This window comes from Pseudomonas shiyinii, from assembly GCF_056725765.1.
This window is the reverse complement of the sequence record NZ_CM161522.1, coordinates 3,927,820-3,945,028: the sequence shown is the minus strand read 5'-3', so window position 1 is coordinate 3,945,028 and position 17,209 is coordinate 3,927,820. Positions and strand designations below refer to the sequence as shown.

General features: G+C 63.5%; 20 protein-coding genes, 1 pseudogene and 1 riboswitch. Of the genes and pseudogenes, 10 read left to right on the top strand and 11 right to left on the bottom strand.

Going from position 1 to position 17,209, the window contains the following annotated elements:
* Positions 1–97 precede the first annotated feature (97 nt).
* Complete coding sequence (locus ACXHGZ_RS17820) at positions 98–1,363, bottom strand: uracil-xanthine permease family protein (RefSeq protein WP_084858580.1); 1,266 nt, start codon at positions 1,361–1,363, stop codon at positions 98–100.
* 2 nt (positions 1,364–1,365) lie between these two features.
* Positions 1,366–2,004 carry a uracil phosphoribosyltransferase gene (gene upp / locus ACXHGZ_RS17815; protein WP_028691132.1) on the bottom strand — a complete coding sequence of 213 codons (639 nt, stop codon included), beginning with the start codon at positions 2,002–2,004 and terminating at the stop codon, positions 1,366–1,368.
* A gap of 165 nt (positions 2,005–2,169) precedes the next feature.
* Between upp and ACXHGZ_RS17810 the strand changes: the two genes are divergently transcribed.
* The 4 genes from ACXHGZ_RS17810 (at position 2,170) to ACXHGZ_RS17795 (ending at position 4,133) form a co-directional block, all read left to right on the top strand.
* On the top strand, positions 2,170–2,727 hold the full coding sequence (locus ACXHGZ_RS17810; protein ID WP_084858579.1) for a hypoxanthine-guanine phosphoribosyltransferase: 558 nt from the start codon (positions 2,170–2,172) through the stop codon (positions 2,725–2,727).
* Between the two features lie 2 nt (positions 2,728–2,729).
* Entirely contained in the window at positions 2,730–3,203 is a 474-nt protein-coding gene (locus tag ACXHGZ_RS17805; RefSeq protein WP_480460754.1) for a WbuC family cupin fold metalloprotein, read from the top strand.
* A gap of 99 nt (positions 3,204–3,302) precedes the next feature.
* Positions 3,303–3,773, top strand: coding sequence for a hypothetical protein (locus ACXHGZ_RS17800; RefSeq protein WP_480460753.1), 471 nt, complete (start codon positions 3,303–3,305; stop codon positions 3,771–3,773).
* A 69-nt stretch (positions 3,774–3,842) separates the two neighbouring features.
* Positions 3,843–4,133 (top strand): PA4642 family protein, encoded by a 291-nt coding sequence (locus ACXHGZ_RS17795; RefSeq protein ID WP_480460751.1) that lies wholly within the window; start codon positions 3,843–3,845, stop codon positions 4,131–4,133.
* A gap of 151 nt (positions 4,134–4,284) precedes the next feature.
* On the opposite strand, the gene mqo is transcribed toward ACXHGZ_RS17795, so the two are convergent.
* Both mqo and ACXHGZ_RS17785 read right to left on the bottom strand, forming a co-directional pair.
* Positions 4,285–5,793: a malate dehydrogenase (quinone) gene (gene mqo, locus ACXHGZ_RS17790; protein ID WP_084858575.1), complete on the bottom strand. Its 1,509-nt coding sequence runs from the start codon at positions 5,791–5,793 to the stop codon at positions 4,285–4,287.
* A gap of 601 nt (positions 5,794–6,394) precedes the next feature.
* A complete protein-coding gene (locus ACXHGZ_RS17785; RefSeq protein WP_480460749.1) occupies positions 6,395–6,628 on the bottom strand; it encodes a hypothetical protein in 234 nt (77 codons plus the stop codon).
* A gap of 143 nt (positions 6,629–6,771) precedes the next feature.
* Here ACXHGZ_RS17785 and ACXHGZ_RS17780 point away from each other — a divergent pair, with 143 nt between their 5' ends.
* On the top strand, positions 6,772–7,356 hold the full coding sequence (locus ACXHGZ_RS17780; RefSeq protein ID WP_084858573.1) for a YajG family lipoprotein: 585 nt from the start codon (positions 6,772–6,774) through the stop codon (positions 7,354–7,356).
* 112 nt (positions 7,357–7,468) lie between these two features.
* Here the strand turns inward: ACXHGZ_RS17780 and ACXHGZ_RS17775 are convergent, their stop codons facing one another.
* Positions 7,469–7,675 (bottom strand): hypothetical protein, encoded by a 207-nt coding sequence (locus ACXHGZ_RS17775; protein WP_480460747.1) that lies wholly within the window; start codon positions 7,673–7,675, stop codon positions 7,469–7,471.
* Positions 7,676–7,841: 166 nt separating this feature from the next.
* Between ACXHGZ_RS17775 and ACXHGZ_RS17770 the strand changes: the two genes are divergently transcribed.
* Positions 7,842–8,102: a hypothetical protein gene (locus ACXHGZ_RS17770; protein WP_084858571.1), complete on the top strand. Its 261-nt coding sequence runs from the start codon at positions 7,842–7,844 to the stop codon at positions 8,100–8,102.
* 50 nt (positions 8,103–8,152) lie between these two features.
* On the opposite strand, the gene ACXHGZ_RS17765 is transcribed toward ACXHGZ_RS17770, so the two are convergent.
* The gene (locus ACXHGZ_RS17765; protein ID WP_480460745.1) at positions 8,153–9,322 is read right to left on the bottom strand and encodes a 1-acyl-sn-glycerol-3-phosphate acyltransferase; all 1,170 of its coding nucleotides are present in this window, start codon (positions 9,320–9,322) and stop codon (positions 8,153–8,155) included.
* A gap of 121 nt (positions 9,323–9,443) precedes the next feature.
* Here ACXHGZ_RS17765 and ACXHGZ_RS17760 point away from each other — a divergent pair, with 121 nt between their 5' ends.
* Genes ACXHGZ_RS17760 through ACXHGZ_RS17750 form a run of 3 tightly spaced genes read left to right on the top strand, consistent with a single transcriptional unit; the run spans position 9,444 to position 10,522 of the window.
* A complete protein-coding gene (locus ACXHGZ_RS17760; protein ID WP_084858569.1) occupies positions 9,444–9,629 on the top strand; it encodes a CPXCG motif-containing cysteine-rich protein in 186 nt (61 codons plus the stop codon).
* The gene (locus ACXHGZ_RS17755) at positions 9,629–9,889 is read left to right on the top strand and encodes a putative signal transducing protein (protein WP_084858568.1); all 261 of its coding nucleotides are present in this window, start codon (positions 9,629–9,631) and stop codon (positions 9,887–9,889) included. Before ACXHGZ_RS17760 ends, ACXHGZ_RS17755 begins: the two co-directional genes overlap by 1 nt.
* A 12-nt stretch (positions 9,890–9,901) precedes the next feature.
* The gene (locus ACXHGZ_RS17750; protein WP_084858567.1) at positions 9,902–10,522 is read left to right on the top strand and encodes an SOS response-associated peptidase; all 621 of its coding nucleotides are present in this window, start codon (positions 9,902–9,904) and stop codon (positions 10,520–10,522) included.
* 29 nt (positions 10,523–10,551) lie between these two features.
* Here ACXHGZ_RS17750 and ACXHGZ_RS17745 read toward each other — a convergent pair whose 3' ends face one another.
* From ACXHGZ_RS17745 to ACXHGZ_RS17735, 3 genes and pseudogenes are all read right to left on the bottom strand, one after another.
* On the bottom strand, positions 10,552–11,613 hold the full coding sequence (locus ACXHGZ_RS17745; protein WP_480460742.1) for a hypothetical protein: 1,062 nt from the start codon (positions 11,611–11,613) through the stop codon (positions 10,552–10,554).
* 521 nt (positions 11,614–12,134) lie between these two features.
* A complete protein-coding gene (locus ACXHGZ_RS17740; protein WP_480464089.1) occupies positions 12,135–12,839 on the bottom strand; it encodes a methyl-accepting chemotaxis protein in 705 nt (234 codons plus the stop codon).
* A gap of 198 nt (positions 12,840–13,037) precedes the next feature.
* Positions 13,038–13,097, bottom strand: a pseudogene (locus tag ACXHGZ_RS17735) (hypothetical protein); the annotation flags it as partial.
* Positions 13,098–14,427: 1,330 nt separating this feature from the next.
* Here ACXHGZ_RS17735 and ACXHGZ_RS17730 point away from each other — a divergent pair.
* Complete coding sequence (locus ACXHGZ_RS17730; protein WP_480460740.1) at positions 14,428–15,243, top strand: M48 family metallopeptidase; 816 nt, start codon at positions 14,428–14,430, stop codon at positions 15,241–15,243.
* A 105-nt stretch (positions 15,244–15,348) separates the two neighbouring features.
* Here the strand turns inward: ACXHGZ_RS17730 and ACXHGZ_RS17725 are convergent, their stop codons facing one another.
* Together ACXHGZ_RS17725 and ACXHGZ_RS17720 are read right to left on the bottom strand one after the other, a co-directional pair.
* A complete protein-coding gene (locus ACXHGZ_RS17725) occupies positions 15,349–15,933 on the bottom strand; it encodes a TMEM165/GDT1 family protein (RefSeq protein WP_172403059.1) in 585 nt (194 codons plus the stop codon).
* A gap of 90 nt (positions 15,934–16,023) precedes the next feature.
* Positions 16,024–16,158, bottom strand: a riboswitch (yybP-ykoY riboswitch).
* A 39-nt stretch (positions 16,159–16,197) separates the two neighbouring features.
* Positions 16,198–17,196, bottom strand: coding sequence for a methyltransferase (locus ACXHGZ_RS17720; RefSeq protein WP_480460739.1), 999 nt, complete (start codon positions 17,194–17,196; stop codon positions 16,198–16,200).
* Positions 17,197–17,209: the final 13 nt, after the last annotated feature.

Below are 17,209 nucleotides of genomic sequence, written 5' to 3'. Positions count from 1 at the left end.
GCCCTTTCGCGGCACAAGGCCGCTCCTACAAGGGTTGCGGTGAACCCTGTGGGAGCGGCCTTGTGCCGCGAAAGGGCTGCGCAGCAGCCCCGCGAGTTCAGTCATCCAGCTGCTTGTGCTTCCAGCTGTCATTGCCGGGCAGGATCAGGTTCAGCGCGATGGCCACGATGGCACACAGGGCGATGCCTTTCAGGCCCCAGTCGTCCGGGCCGTCGCCGCTGCCGATCAGCACGCCGCCGATACCGAACACCAAGGTCACCGAGACGATCACCAGGTTGCGTGCCTCGGCCAGGTCGATCTTGTGGCGGATCATGGTGTTCATGCCCACCGCGGCGATCGAGCCGAACAGCAGGCAGAGAATGCCGCCCATCACAGGTACCGGGATGCTTTGCAGCAGTGCGCCGAACTTGCCGATGAAGGCCAGGGTGATGGCGAAGATCGCCGCCCAGGTCATGATCTTCGGGTTGTAGTTCTTGGTCAGCATCACCGCGCCGGTCACTTCGGCATAGGTGGTGTTGGGCGGGCCGCCGAACAGGCCGGCTGCAGTGGTGGCCAGGCCATCACCGAGCAGGGTGCGGTGCAGGCCGGGCTTCTTCAGGTAGTCGCGGCCGGTCACGCTGCCCACGGCGATCACCCCGCCGATATGCTCGATGGCCGGCGCCAGCGCCACCGGAACGATGAACAGGATCGCCTGCCAGTTGAAGGCCGGGGCCGTGAACCTGGGCAGCTCCAGCCAAGGCGCGGCCGCGATCTTGGCGGTGTCGACCACGCCGAAGGCGAACGACAGGCCAAAGCCCACCAGCACGCCGGCGATGATCGGCACCAGGCGGAAGATGCCCTTGCCGAACACGGCCACGATCAGCGTGGTCAGCAACGCCGGCATGGAGATCAGCATCGCGGTCTTGTACGGCATCAATACGCTGCCGTCGCCGCCCTTGCCCATGGCCATGTTGGCGGCGATCGGCGCCATGGCGAGGCCGATGGAGATGATCACCGGGCCGATCACCACCGGCGGCAACATGCGGTCGATGAAGCCGGTGCCCTTGATCTTCACCATCAGGCCCATGAAGGTGTACACGAAGCCGGCTGCCATCACGCCGCCCATGGTCTCGGCCAGGCCGAACTGGCCTTTGGCGAGAATGATCGGGGTGATGAAGGCAAAGCTCGAGGCCAGGAAGACCGGAACCTGGCGCCCGGTGACCAGTTGGAACAGCAGGGTGCCGATACCCGCGGTGAACAGGGCCACGTTGGGGTCCAGGCCGGTGATCAGCGGCATCAGCACCAGCGCGCCGAATGCCACGAAGAGCATCTGCGCGCCCGAGACGACCTGGCGCCAAAGCGGGTCGTTGAAGCCGTCCTGCATGATCAGGCGTCCTTCTGCTTGGTGCCGAAGATCTTGTCGCCGGCATCGCCCAGGCCTGGGACGATATAGCCGTGTTCGTTCAGGCGCTGGTCGATCGAGGCGGTGTAGATCTGCACGTCGGGGTGGGCTTTTTCCACCACGGCGATGCCTTCGGGGGCCGCGACCAGGACCATCGCGCGGATCTCCTTGCAGCCGGCCTTTTTCAGCAGGTCGATGGTGGCGACCATCGAACCGCCGGTGGCCAGCATCGGGTCGATGATCAGGGCCAGGCGCTGGTTGATGTCCGGCGCGAGTTTTTCCAGGTAGGTGTGCGCTTCGAGGGTCTCTTCGTTGCGGGCGACGCCCACGGCACTCACCTTGGCGCCCGGCACCAGGCTGAGCACGCCATCGAGCATGCCGATGCCAGCGCGCAGGATCGGGACCACGGTGATTTTCTTGCCGGCGATCTTCTCGACCTGCACCTTGCCGCACCAGCCGTCGATCTCGTAGGTTTCGAGCGGCAGGTCCTGGGTGGCTTCATAGGTCAGGAGGGCGCCGACTTCCTGGGCGAGTTCGCGAAAGTTCTTGGTGCTGATATCGGCACGGCGCATCAGGCCGAGCTTGTGGCGGATCAGCGGATGGCGGATCTCACGAGTAGGCATAGGGGAGGGCTCCGGGAGGCGGGCAAAAAAACCGCGCTAGATTAATCTATTCAGCCTGAGCTGTCGTCCAGTCATTCTGCACGTTAGTCCATAAATGCTTGATCTGTGACGAGCGGATGCGTACCTTTGCCCGCTTTTCCAATTCCGAGCCCCCTGGAGAGCGCCATGTCCGCCGATCTCGAGCATATCCGTCAAGTCATGCGCGAGGCTGACTGCCTGTACACCGAAGCCGAGGTCGAAGCGGCCATCGCCAAGGTCGGCCAGCAGATCTGCCAAGACCTGCACGACAAGAACCCGGTGGTCTTCTGCGTCATGAACGGCGGCCTGATCTTCGCCGGCAAGTTGCTCACCCACCTGCAGTTCCCGCTGGAAGCCTCCTACCTGCACGCTTCGCGCTACCGCAACCAGACCAGTGGCGGCGAACTGTTCTGGAAAGCCAAGCCGGAGATCTCGTTCATCGATCGCGACGTGCTGATCGTCGACGACATCCTCGACGAAGGCCACACCCTCAGCGCCATCATCGACTTCTGCAAGCATGCCGGCGCCCGCTCGGTGCACACCGCCGTGCTGATCGACAAGGACCACGACCGCAAGGCCAGCCCGGACCTGAAGGCGAACTACGTAGGCTTGCCGTGCGTCGACCGCTACATCTTCGGCTACGGCATGGACTACAAAGGCTACTGGCGTAACGCCAACGGCATCTTCGCCGTCAAGGGCCTGTGACCATGCGCCAGCCCGCATTCATCGACCGCACGCTGTTTGCCGGGTTGGCGCAAAAGGCCGCCGGCAACCCGCGCGGCCGCCAGCACCACAACTTCCACCAGATGGAAGAGCCCTGCCACCGGATGGCCGTCGGCCTGCAGCCGACCACCTACATCCCGCCCCATCGTCACCTGAGCGATGACAAGGCCGAGGCGCTGATCGTGCTCAAGGGGCGCCTTGGCCTGCTGATCTTCGACGACCAGGGCGTGGTAATCGACAAGCGCGTATTGGCGGCCGGGGGCGACTGCCTGGGCGTCGACCTGGCGCCAGGCACCTACCATGGGCTGGTGGTGCTGGAGGCCGACAGCATTCTGTTCGAGTGCAAGGCCGGGCCGTATCGGCCGGTGGGCGAGGGCGAGCATGCCCACTGGGCGCCGCGCGAAGGCGAAGAAGGCGTGGCCGAGTACCACGCCTGGATGCGTGCGCAGTTCGAGTGATGCCGCGGCTGCGTTGCAGCCCTTTCGCGGCGCAACGCGTCCCCACGCGCTTGCGCCCAGCACCATGCTAGAGTGCACCTCCCTGCCAAGGAGCCTCACATGCGTGCGATTCTTCCCTTCCTGCTGGCGGTGAGCCTGCCGCTGTCTGCGGCGCCGTTGCATGGCCAGTTCCTGCCGCCCGACGATCTGAGCCTGCGCCAGCAAGCCCCTTCAGCCCAGCAATTGTTGCAAGTAACCGACTATTCGGTGGTGGCCGGCATCCAGCGCCAGTCCGATCAGCAACCGATCCCGATCACCTCCTCGCTGTTGCTGCGTCTGAAGGGCAAGCCGCTGAGCAAGGGGGCAACCATCAGCCAGGTGCTGGTCAATTTCGATGGGGAAGGCGGCAAGAGCCTGAAGAAGCCGGCCTATGATGAGAAAACGCGAACCTTGACGTTGAGCTACCCGATGGCCAACTACCGCGTGATCATGGACCTGCTGCGCAACGAAACCCTGTACGTGCAGTTTCTCACCTACCCCAACGGCCACGTGTGGGCCGACCTGCATACCGGCACCGTTCGTACGCGTTGAGGCCCGTGGCCCACGAGGGGTACACTGCCGGCCTTTGAAATGTCCGTGATGGTCTACTTGGAGTCGGCAATGCGTAAAGACAAGAAGCAGGTGATTGGTGACGAGATCAGCGACGACTACGTCAAGACGTTCCTTCGGTTCGAGCCGGCCGATGCGCGGACCTCGCCTTCGCTGCACAAGCTGGTCAAGGCCTACCGTGGCCTGCGCGTCGACGACTTCGAGCGCTTCGTCGGCTTCTTCGTCGAGGCTGGCCTGGACCTGGACGGCAAGGACGAACAGGGCAAGACCTTCGTCGAGCTGATTGCCGACCAGCGTAATGCGGCCGAGTACATCGAGATCATCAATAACGCTCGAGGCTGAGATGTAGGCCTGTACCGGCCCTATCGCGGGGCAAGCCCGCTCCCACCAGGTACTCGTACACCTGTAGGCGCGGGCTTGTACCCCGATAGGGCTGACACCGATATCAGGCACAAAAAACGCCCCGAAGGGCGTTTTTTCGTTACAGGCCGACTCAGGCGTAGTGCTGCGCCGGGCTGCTGTCCTCGACCATTTCCAGCGCTTCGTCGTTCTGCGCGCTGATCTTGTGGTAGAGCGCAGCATCGGTCGCCAGGACCTTCTCGCGGGCCGGGAAGATCTCCTTGAGCTTGGCAGCCCAGGCACCCTTGGCCTGCTCGGGGAAGCAGCGTTCGATCAGCTCGAGCATGATCGACACGGTCACCGAAGCGCCTGGCGAGGCGCCGAGCAGTGCGGCGAGGCTGCCATCCTGGGCCGAAACCAGTTCGGTACCGAACTGCAGGATACCGCCCTTCTTCGGGTCCTTCTTGATGATCTGCACGCGCTGGCCGGCGACTTCCAGGCGCCAGTCCTCGGCCTTGGCTTCGGGGTAGAAGCGGCGCAGGGACTCCAGGCGCTGTTCCATCGACTGCATCACTTCGCTGACCAAGTACTTGGTCAGGTCCATGTTGTCACGGGCCACGGCCAGCATCGGGCCGATGTTGCCCATACGTACCGACAACGGCAGGTCGAGCAGGGAGCCATGCTTGAGGAACTTGGTGGTGAAGCCTGCGTACGGGCCGAACAGCAGGGACTTCTTGCCGTCCACCACGCGGGTATCGAGGTGCGGGACCGACATGGGCGGCGCGCCGACCGCAGCCTGGCTGTAGACCTTGGCCTGGTGCTGCTTGACGATTTCCGGGTTGTCGCAGCGCAGCCACTGGCCGCTGACCGGGAAGCCACCGAAGCCCTTGCTCTCGGGGATACCGGACATTTGCAGCAGCGGCAGGGCCGCACCGCCGGCGCCGAGGAACACGAAGCGGGCATCGACTTCACGGCTGCCGCCGCTGTTGACGTCCTTGATGCTAACGGTCCAGCCGCTGCCGTTGCGACGCAGGCCGACGACTTTCTTGCTGTATTTGACCTGGGCGTCGGGGCAGTTGCCCAGCTGCTTGAGCAGCTTGTTGGTCAGGGCGCCGAAGTTGACGTCGGTACCCTTGATCACGCGGGTGGCGGCGATGTGCTGATCGGCCGGGCGGCCTGGCATCATCAGCGGCATCCACTCGTTCATCACGGCCTTGTCTTCGGTGTATTCCATCTCGGCGAAGGCGTGATGCTGCTTGAGCAGCTCGAAGCGCTTCTTGAGGAATGCAACACCCTTGTCGCCTTCGACGTAGCTCAGGTGCGGCACTGGGTTGATGAAGGCGCGTGGCGAGCCGAAGCCGCCCTTGCGAATGAGATAGGCCCAGAACTGGCGGGACACCTCGAACTGGGTATTGATGTGCACGGCCTTCTTGATGTCGATGCTGCCATCGGCGGCCTGGGGCGTATAGTTCAGCTCGCACAGGCCAGCATGGCCTGTCCCTGCGTTGTTCCAGGGGTTGGAACTTTCCGCGGCACCGGAGTCCATCGCCTCGACGACCTCCAGCTTGATCGACGGGTCGAGTTCCTTGAGCAGTACGGCCAGGGTGGCACTCATGATGCCCGCGCCTACCAGTACTACATCAACCGATTCGTTCTGCGCCATTTAACGCGTCTCCACAATCTACAGCACCTAATTGACAGCATAGGATCACTGGGGTGGCCAGGATCGCCATGTCCGACTCTTCGCAGTTCTTGCCACTTCCGCGGACACTGCCAATTCAGTCTTGGTGTTCACATATTGAACGCCGTTTGCCACGGGTGCGGCAATGCGACTTATGGTCAAGGTGTCCGCCGTGCGGTATGGACCGGCCTCAGCACCCCATTGAGGATGAAGGCTGTTGTCGTCTGTTCGAGGCTGTTCGGGACGCATCTGTCGCTTTTGCACATGCCAGACTGTTCATTTTGCTCGCCACACTCTTGTGAAGTTTGAAAAACCCGTTTTTTCACGTTCTTTTGGAACGTGAACCTCAAAAGGGACTGCGCGATGGCAACCCACAGGTTCATGCAGTGCGAAGGCCGGGAACAGCAGGCACGACAGCCGATGCAAGACCTGAGTGGAAGGCTCTCTGTGGGCGAAGCGTCGAAGGTGCCGTGGTCAACGGCGATGCGGGGCCCGATCAGGAGACGTCCTTATAATCGGGGGGAGATTATAACGATGTCGCGGGCAGAAAGGTGCGCTTAATGGCTTTTTATTGCTGCGTTTGTCAGGCCGGCAGGGTGCGTTGTTGCCAGCGACGGCTTGCGCGTGCGCAAACCCGAGCGCTGGCCGGTAGCGGCTGGCCCAGCCAGCCCAGGTGCGCTTCGCTGACCTGGACCCAGCCGCTGCCGACGGGCAGCCGAGTGCAGTGCATGAACCCAAGGCATCTGCCGTCGGCGTCGAGGCGGGCATAGGTGTTCTGGCGGGGGCGGGAGAAAAGCAGGTTCCAGAGCGAGGCCATGGCGAGCGATCCTGTTCGTTCGGTCTGGCCACAGGATAGGTGCAGGGCATGAAACCAATGTGACAGCGTGCCCGCTGCGATGACTGGTTCGCACGCGACTGGGTATACTGTGGGCCTTTGCCGCATTTTCTGGAGAAACGCGCATGTTGCAACGACTGTTGTTCGGTTTGATCGCGGTGGCCAGCCTGAGCCTGGTCGGTTGTGCCCACAGCCCGCAACAACTCAGCCCGCAACCCAAGCTCACCGCCCAGCTCAACCCGGTCGGTCGTGGCCAGCCGGTGGTGGTCAAGGTGGTCGACGGGCGTGCTTCGCAGTCCCTGGGCACCCGCGGTGGCATGTACCCTGAAACCAGCACCATCAGCGTCAGTGGCAATGACATCGTGCCCAAGCTGCAGGCCCAGGCCGAGGCGGCGGTGCGCCTGCTCGGCTTCACCCCGACGCCCAACGCCTACAACGCGCCGCAGCTGACCGTGACCCTGGCCGAGCTCAAGTACCAGTCGCCCAAGGACAACCTGTACGTGACCGAAGCCACCATTGGCGCCACCTTCCGTGCCGACGTGTCCAACGCCAACCGCCGCTACAGCGGCCGCTACGGCGCCTCGCTGGACCAACGCTTCGGCATGGCGCCGAACCAGGAAACCAACACCAAGCTGGTGGGTGACGTGCTCAGCGATGCCCTGACCCGCCTGTTCAAAGACCCGACCATCGGTCAGGTGCTGGGCGAATAAGCGTTACGCGTTGATAAAAAGCCCGCTGCCCGGTCATCCGGCGGCGGGCTTTTTTGTGCGGCTTGGCTGGCGATTGTCGGGGCGGCGCAAGGCCGCTCCTGCAGATGTGGCGTCAGGCTGCGGCGATGTGGAAATCGATCACGCTCAGGCCTGTGCCCGGGTCGACTTCCGGCAGGTCGTGGTGGGCATGGCCGCCCAGCGCGCAGTAGACCAACCACTGGTGATCCTGGACGTTGATGGCGAAGCCGTCGATCAGCGCCTGCTGTTCATCGCTCTGGGTGACGAGATAGAGGCGGTCCTGGTTTTCGGCGTGCAGCATGTCTAGCTCCGTTGTAGGAAAAGGCCGACAGAGTGGCGTCTTCTCATGACGAGCGTGTGACAGACGAAATTAACGACAGCTGGTCGCAAAACCCGGGCGTCAGAGGCGGGCTTGGGTAGAATGCCGGCCTTCGCTGTCGTTCTTTGTCTTTACCGAGGTTGTTGCGATGTCCTTGCAAGTGCTCTGGGGATTCCTGGCCGCCCATCCAGCCAAGTTGATCAACCTGCTTGCCCTGCTGATCACCTGCCCGGGCGGCATGTTGCTGCACAGTGCCCGGCGGCGAGAGGCGGTGGTGCGCGAGCGCGTGGTGAGTGACGAGGTGGCGGTCGATGCCTTCGGTCAGCGCGTGCCGCGCTATTACTACATCCTCGGTTTTTCCTGCCTGGCCATGGCGCTGCTGCTGTCCTGGTTCAGCACCTGGATCTGAACACCTGATGACCCTGTGGGGCGGGCGAGCCCGCACCCACAGCAAGCCTGTCAGGCGACCGGGCTTTGCGCCTTGACCTGATACTGGTTGCGCACCGGCGTCGCGTACTGCTGTACCAGGTACGGCTGCTGCTCGGTCGGGCAGGCGTCCAGGCGGCGCTGCCATTCCTCCTTGGCCTTGGCCAACTCCTCGGCTGGAAACAGCTTCTGCGCACTCGGCACCTGCAAGGCCGGGTCTGCCTCGCTCCACGTCTCATACGCCAGGTAATGCACCGGGAACAGGCGATAGCCGCCGAGAATCTGCCGGTCGATTTCTTGTGCCAGCTGCTTGGTGTCCTCGTAATACTCGGTCACCGGGGGCGCGAAATTGATGTGGACCCGGCCTTTGTACCCGGTGATGCCCTGGGCGATGCTGTTGTCGTCTTCGCCGGGCGCCTTCTTGTAGGTGCCGGTGGTGGCGCGGATGTACAGCTCCCGAGCCTTGGCCAGGTCGCACGGGTCGTACTCGTAGCTGATCGACACCGGGATCAGGTTCAGGCCCTGGATCACTGCGCCGAACGGCTCGTCCTTGCGGCTCATGTGGAACATCTTGAGGATCGCCGAATCGGTACGGTCGTCGCCATCCTTGGCCCGCCCTTCGGCCTGGGCGATCCAGATCGACACGCAATCGTTGCGGATCGAGTGGTTGATGTAGGCCGACAGCAGCTGGTAGGCGGCCAGCTTCTCCCGGCGACCGCTCAGCGAGCGATGCACGATGAAGCTTTTGTTCAGGCGCATCATGTCGCTGACGAAGGGCTTTTGCAGCAGGTTGTCGCCAATGGCGATGCGTGGCGTCGGCAAGCCGGCGTGGTACACCGCGTAGTTGACGAAGGCCGGGTCCATGACGATGTCCCGGTGGTTGGCCAGGAACAGGTAGGCGGTGCCCGACTTGAGCTGTTCGACGCCGGAATAGGTCACGCCGTCCGTGGCCCGCTCGATGGTCTGGTCGACGTAGTACTCGACTTTGTCCTGCAGGGTCGAGACGCATTTGACGCCGGCGAACTCCTTGCGCAGGCGACGGGCGATCAGCGGCTTGAGCAGCCAGCCGAAGGCGCCGGCCGCCCGTGGGAAGCGGAAGTGGGTGAGGATATCCAGGAATGCCGGGTCGCTGAGCAGGCGTGCCAGGACAGCAGGCACCTCAGCGTCGTCGTACGGTCGGATGGCATCGAATTCGCCCATCATGCTCTCTTGTTGGAAACGGCTAGGGTAATAAGTAGGGGTGGGGCCCGAAAAACGGCTCGGACACACGCAGGCCCTGTAAACAGACCGGCAATTATACGCATAAGTCAGCGCGGAGGCCGCGATGCTGGAGATCGACTTCTATCGTTGTCCCTATTGCGGCGAAACGGTGGAGACCACCGTGGACATTTCCGGTGGCGACCAGGTCTATACCGAAGACTGCCAGGTCTGTTGCCAGCCCATCGTGTTCATCCTGCAGGTGCATGGTGACGAATGGATGCTCGAAGCACGACGCGAGGATGACGCTTGATGAAACGGATCTACGAACCGGAAAGCCTGATGGAGGCGCAGTTGCTGGTGGGCATGCTCGCCAGCGAGGGCGTCGAGGTGCACCTAGTGGGGCGCGACCTGGTCGGCGGCGTGGGTGAATTGCCGATGCAGGGATTGCTGGGCCTGGCGGTGCCTGATGAACAGGCCGGGTACGCACGGCAGCTGATCGATGCGTACAATGCGGCCCTGCCACTTGCCGGCGACGAACCGGAGAGTTTTCCCGGAACCCTGATCTGCTGAGTTTTTATCGCCATGTGTGGACGCTACGCCCTGTTTCGCTGGTCCCCGGCCTTTGCCGCCTTGCCGGGCTACCCTGCCGACCAGCAGGCGCAATGGAACATTGCCCCGGGCGCTTCGGTGCTGATCCAGCGCCAGCTCCATGGTCGGCTGGAGCTGGCCAGGGCCCGCTGGGGCCTGACCCCGGCGTGGCTCACCGACCTTTCCCGCACCCCGGCCCAGGCCCGCGCCGAAACCCTGGCCGAGCAGCCGATGTTTCGCGACGCCTTTCGCCAGCGACGCTGCCTGCTGCCGGCCAACGGCTTCTACGAATGGCGCGGCACCGTGCGCAAGCGCCCATACTGGCTCACACCGGGGGAGGGGGCATCATTGTTCTTCGCCGGGGTGTGGGAAGAGTATCCGGTGCAGGGCCAAGTATGGCTGAGCTGCGCCGTGGTCACCCAGGCGGCGATGAGCCAGCGCCGGCCGTTGATCCTCGACGAGGCAGGGCAGGCGGCCTGGCTCGATCCGGACACGCCGTTGGCACGCTTGCATGAGCTGTTGGCCAGCCGGCCAGCGACGTTGCGCGAGCGGGCGCTGGCACATTTCGTCAACGATCCGAAGCTCGATGGGCCGCAGTGCCTGACGCCGGCCTGAGGGGGCAAGGTGGGGAATATTGGGGGGTTCTAGCGCTTTTGAATGACCAAGTCCCGTCTCGAGGAGGCATATGAGAACAAGATCCGATAAACGTTGCCCTGTTCGTCTGTGATATCGCCGTGTCGCCAAAGTTTATCGCTCGCATGCGCGAAATCGTCCCAATGGAACCGCCAGTGCGATGGGTCCAGAAACATGATGACCACCACTTCGTCCTCTCGCGGGTTGACCACTTCTTGGGGCCTCATCATGTCAAGCGGCTGAAAGTTCATGCCTACATTGTCAGGAGGGTTTAGATAAGGCGGCAATCCCTCTGAATTTATCCGGGTCTGGCCCGCATGTCCCGAGACACAGAACGAATATTCGGCCAGGTTTTCCTCGCCCCTGTCCCACCAGATACCGGGCATGGAGATGTATTTGAGCTTGATTTTTTCGTTGTCTGAGGTGCGGGCCTGTATGTAGTTATTGTAGCCACGCGCATCATGAGAAGAAATGCCGCCGTAAGCGCGTACTTCCTCATGCTTGAACTCGACCTTGGCAGTGTCCACCTTGACGGCCGCCAGGCGTATCCACTGTGCATGGATATCCTGCTCAGACGAGACGAAATCCCCGAGTGTGGCAGCGAACGTCTTTGTAGCGCTTATGCTCGTGGCCACCCAGATTTGCGCGCGGTCCGTTTCCATCGCCAGGGCGTCATGGCCAGCCGCTTCGGGCGCTCGTCGGTCGTCTTGGACAAGGCCTTTTGCGAGTTTCTTTACCAGGCGCTCATCGTATACATATTCGCTCGGGCCAGCATACGTGCTCCAACTGGTCAATGTTTCGGGGTCGACTTCATGGGGAAGCGGGCGGCCTATCGGGGTGCCGTATTGGTCCACTTCAACGAGCCGTAGGGCCGCCAGGTGCTTGGGGGTAAGGTCGACTTTTCGGCCTTGGGCATCCCGGGCCAGTACTTCGATCGTGAGCGCGATTCGCTGGCGGCTGTTGCCGAACAGATAATGCGTTGCGTTGGGCTGCGCTGCGGTGTGATAGACCCGGAATATCTGGAAATAGGCGATTTCGGGAAGCGCGGAAGTCGCGGCGGGTTGAACAGTCATGCTGTGTCCTTGGCTTGTTTGGTACAGCCTTGACTGTGCGGTTTTTCAGAAGGGCTGATAACTCTGTGTTTTCCTAGGCTGTGAAGGTGGCGATACGACGATGCACGCCCAGCCCGCCAGACACGAGTCCGATGATATTGCGCTGCAGGTACAGCGCCGATTTCAAAAACGGTGCTGTACCTGTGGGAGCGGGCTTGTCCCGCGATCAAGGGCGAAGCACTTGCCAGGCGACGGTGATATCGGGCCCGGCCTAATCGCGGGACAAGTCGGACCGCCGCACCGCCGCTCCCACAGGGTGCCGCGAATCAAATGGTCATGCGTTGTTCTAGGAGAGCTGGCGGAGCCTGCGATGGGCCGCAAAGCGGCCCCTTGAGTCTGAAGGGGCTCCAGCGTTCAAGGGCTTAGGGCTGCTTTGCAGCCCATCGCAGGCTGTCGCCCCACCGAGATTGCGCCGCTCTCAAGACTTGCGAAATCCCTGTGGGCTCGGCGGTCCGGCTTGCCCCGCGATTGGGCCCGGCCCTTCAGACGCGGAACTGATTGATCAACCGTCGCTGCTGCTCGGCTAGCTTGGTCAGTTCGGCACTGGCCTGGCTGGACTCGTCCGCACCGCCGGCCACTTCACCGGCTACCTGGCCGATATTGATGACGTTGCGGTTGATGTCCTCAGCCACTGCGCTTTGCTGCTCGGCAGCGCTGGCGATCTGGGTGTTCATGTCGTTGATCACCGACACCGCCTGGGTAATGCTTTCCAGTGCTTCGGCGGCGCGGCTGGCCTGCTGCACGCTGTCGTCGGTCTTGTCCTGGCTGTCTTCCATCACCCGGACCACTTCGCGGGTTCCCTGTTGCAGCTGCTGGATCATCTGCTGGATTTCCTCGGTGGCCTGCTGGGTCTTCTGCGCCAGGTTGCGCACCTCGTCGGCGACCACCGCGAAACCTCGACCCTGCTCGCCGGCTCGGGCGGCTTCGATGGCGGCGTTGAGCGCCAGCAGGTTGGTCTGCTCGGCAATGGCGCGGATCGCCACCAGGATCGCATTGATGTTCTCGCTGTCGCGGGCCAGGGTCTGCACCACGGTGACCGCGCGGCCGATTTCGGTGGCCAGCGCGCTGATCGAGTGGGACGTGTCGCGCACGATCAGCAGGCCTTGGTTGGCAGCCTGATCGGCGTTGTTCGCGGCCTGGGCGGCATGGGTGGCGTTGCGTGCCACGTCTTGTGCAGTGGCGGTCATTTCCTGCACAGCGGTGGCCACTTGGTCGATCTCGGCCATTTGCTTGTGCACGCCCTGGTTGGTGCGGATGGCGATGTCGGCGGTGTGCTCCGACGAATCGCTGACTTTCTGCACCGAGCCGACCACCTGGCTGATCATCGCCTGCAGCTTGGCCAGGAAGGTGTTGAAGCCTTTGGCGATGGCGCCCAGTTCGTCGGCGCGGTCGCTGTGCAGGCGACGGGTCAGGTCGCCTTCGCCCTGGGCGATGTCATCGAGCATGGCGACCATCTGGCGCAGCGGGCGGGCGATGCCGTGGGCCAGCAACCCGATCACCAGCAGGCCGACGGCGGCGATGCCCAGGCCTACCAGGGTCATGCCGGTGATATCGGTACGGCGTTGCTCGGCCAGGTCCTGCTGCAGTTTGTGCACGTCCGCCATGACGGTGCTCAGCGGCAGCTCCAGCAGCAGGGACCAGCGTGCAGCCGTGTTGGCGACCCGGAACGGCAGGTACAGCTCGATGCGGTCCTTGGCCTCGTCGATTTCGTAGTGCAGGTCGTCGCCGCTCAGGTTCTTCAGCGTACCGGCCTGTTCGGCGTCCAGTACGTCATCGGCCTTTTCGCCGAACTTGGACGCGTCGCGGGTGTAGGCCACCAGGCGGCCATTGCTCGATACCAGGGCCAGTTCTCCGGCGCCGCCGTACAGCTGCTGGTCGGCGGCATTGAGCAGGTCCTGGATGAAGTCAACCGACAGATCGGCACCGGCGATGCCCTGGAACTGGCCGTTGACCAGGATCGGTTCGACGAAGGAGGCGAGCATGACGGTCTTGTCGCCGACCTTGTACGGCGCCGGATCGATCACGCACGCCTTTTTCGACTCCTTCGGGCACAGGTAGTACTCACTGGCACGCACGCCGGTGGCCAGCACCGTGTGGTCGTCGACATCGATCAGCTTGTCCTGGCCGAGGCTGCCGTCACCATTGCGGAACCACCAGGGCAGGAAGCGGCCGGTGGCGCCGTCGACGCCCACCAGGTCGCTGCCGACATAGCGCGCATCGTCGTGGTCCAGCGCGTTGGGCTCCCAGCCCAGGTAGGCGCCGAGCACCGTCGGGTTGACCTCCACGGTGCGCTTGAGCTGGTTGGCCAAGTGCTCGCGGTCGATGCGCATCAGCGGCTGGCCGTCTGCGCCTTGCATGCCGATCATTGCGTTGCTGGTGGCCAGGCTTCGGGCGATCAGAAGGGGCGCTTCGAGGCCGCGCTGGATCTCGCTGACCTGGGTGCGGGCGAGGGCGGCCAGGCGCTGCTCGATCACGTTCTCGAACTGCTGGCGGGTGCGCTCCTGCACCAGCGCCTGGGTGCGTTCGCCGGCATACACGGCGTACAGCACCAGGGCCGCGACAATGCTCAACACGATGGCGCCGGCTAGGGCTGCCACGGAAAACTGGATCGACTTGAACTTCATGGGGCACCGCGCACTCAGGAGGGTCGTTATCCCGGGTTATCGGCGGGGTAATACCAAAGCATGAGGGGGCGCGGATAAATCTTCCCTGCGGCTCTGGCGACGCCAGGCGACTCGGCCTAGGATACGCGGCATGTAGAAAGGGAGTGTTTCCATGCGTAGATCATTCGTTGCCAGCCTGCTGGGCACCAGTATCCTGCTGGCCGGTTGCCAGGCGGTGAATACCACCAGCGGTGGCGCCGTGGGCGTCGACCGTCAGCAGTACATGTTCAGCATGCTCTCGACCGACCAGGTCAACCAGATGTATGCCCAGTCCTACCAGCAGACCCTCAGCGAGGCGTCGACCAAGGGCGAACTGGACAAGACCAGCGCCAAGGCCAAGCGCATCCAGGCCATCGCCGACCGGCTGATCGCCCAGGCGCCGAAGTTCCGGCCCGATGCCGCGCAATGGAACTGGGAGGTCAACCTGATCAAGAGCGACGAGCTCAACGCCAACTGCGGCCCCGGCGGCAAAATCATCTTCTATACCGGCCTGATGGACCAGCTCAAGCTCACCGACGCCGAGATCGCTGCAGTGCTGGGCCACGAAATCGCCCACGCCCTGCGTGAGCATGGCCGCGAGGCGATGTCCAAGGCCTATGGTGTGGAAATGGCCCGCCAGGGCGCCGGTGCCCTGTTCGGCCTGGGTCAGGGTGGCATGGCCCTGGCCGATACCGTGGTGAACTACGCCATGACCCTACCCAACAGCCGTTCCAACGAGAACGAGGCTGACCTGATCGGCCTCGAGCTGGCGGCTCGCGCCGGCTACGACCCGAATGCCGCGATCACCTTGTGGAACAAGATGAACCAGGCTTCGAACGGTGCCCCGCCGGAGTTCATGAGCACTCACCCGGCATCGAGCACTCGGATCGCCTCGCTGCAGGCGGCCATTCCGAAGGTGATGCCGCTGTATGAGGCGGCCCGGAAGTAAACAAAGGGGCCTATCGCGGGACAAGCCCGCTCCCACAGGGTTGCGCAGGATTCTGTAGGAGCGGGCTTGCCCCGCGATGGGGCTGCCAGCAGCCCCCGTATGGCTTCAACCCACCCAACCGCTGGCCTTCATCGCCGAATACACCGCGACGATGGCCAGTACGAAGAACGCCGTCGCTGCCAGGCGACGAATCAGGGTCAGTGGCAGTTTCTCCGCCGCGAAATTACCTGCCAATACCACCGGCACGTTGGCGATCAGCATGCCCAGGGTGGTGCCGATGATGACCATGATCAGGTGAGGGTACTGGGCTGCCAGCATGACCGTGGCCACTTGGGTCTTGTCGCCGATCTCGGCCAGGAAAAACGCGATCAAGGTCGTGACGAACGGGCCGAAGCGGCGTGCGGCGCTGTTCTCGTCGTCGTCCATCTTGTCCGGGACCAGGGTCCACAGGGCCGTGGCGGCGAAGCTTGCGGCAAGGATCCAGTGCAGCACCGTGTCGCTGAAGAAACTGCTGACCCAGGCGCCTACGGCACCGGCGGCGGCATGGTTGGCCAGGGTGGCGGCGATGATGCCGGCGATGATTGGCCAAGGCTTGCGGAAACGGGCGGCGAGGATGAGTGCGAGCAATTGCGTCTTGTCGCCGATCTCGGCGAGGGCAACGATGGCGGTGGGGACGAGCAACGATTCCAGCATCAGGATTCCTACGGGGGCGGGCCGACACGGCTATGACACGTACGACCTCCCCGCCCCGGGTAAGGTGTGCGTGTCATAGGTCTTGTCAAACCCGTGATCCGACAGTGCGGATCGCTCTCTATGGAGCTTGGGTCGCACGCGCCATGGCCTGTGGGCCAAGTGTGTTGACGCGTGCCGGGCGAGCAGGGCGCTCGCGGGAGACTACTCCCCTAGGACGGTGCGGATTCTGCCTAGCCGAGCGGCTTTCGGCAAGCCCTGTTTTTAACCGCGTGTTGCCTGGTAGATACGAAAACCCTCTGCCTCGGCGCAGGTCCGGCAGTTGCCCAGGGCCCCTTCGATCAGTGGCTGGTAGCGCAGGAAGCTGTTGGCGACAAGGCGCATTTCACCGCCTTTTTGCAGGTGCTCGCCTGATTTTTTCAGCAAGTTTTCTGATGCCTGGTAATTGGTGTGTACCCCGGTATGGAACGGCGGGTTGCTCAGGATCAGGGCCAGCCCGGCAGGCGCGGCATCGATGCCATCGCCGCTGATCACCTCAGCGTCCAGGCCATTGGCCGCCAAGGTCAGGCGACTGCTGGCCACTGCGAAAGCGTCCACGTCGAGCAGGGTGACCTGGCTCTGTGGGTAACGGCGTTTGACCGTTGCGCCCAGCACCCCGGCGCCGCAGCCGAAGTCCAGCACGTGGCCGACCGGCAGGTTGTCCAGGTGCTGCAGCAGCAGGGCGGTGCCGCGGTCCAACCGGCCATGGCTGAACACGCCGGGCAGGCTGACTACCTGCAGCGGGCCGTCGGCGAGCGGCAACTCGAAGCGCTCGGCCAGGCTTTCCAGCGGTTTGGCCTGCGGCGCGTTGTCCACGGTCACCTGCCACAGCTGGCAATGCCGGGCGCTGTCGAGCTTGCGCGGCTTGCCGAAAGCCTGCAGCTGCTTGGCCGCACCTTCAATGCCGCCGCGCTTCTCGCCTACCAGGTACAGCTCGCGGCCGGCCAGGCGCGAGGCCAGGGCATTGAGCAGATAGGCGGCCAGCTCGCGGGACTTGGGCAGGAACAGCACGGCGGCCTCGAACGCGACGTCCGGCACCTCGACGCCATAATGGCTGCGGCCGGCGAAACGGCTGTCGAGCAGCGCTTGGTCGCCGGCATGCCAGGACCAACCGTGGGCGCCCGGCAATTGGCCGAGCAGGTCATCGGCGGGGAGCCCGGCAAGCAGCAACGGGCCTTGGAACAGTTCGGCCTGGCGAAGCAACACTTCACTGCGCGGGTCCATGGACGGCGTCTCC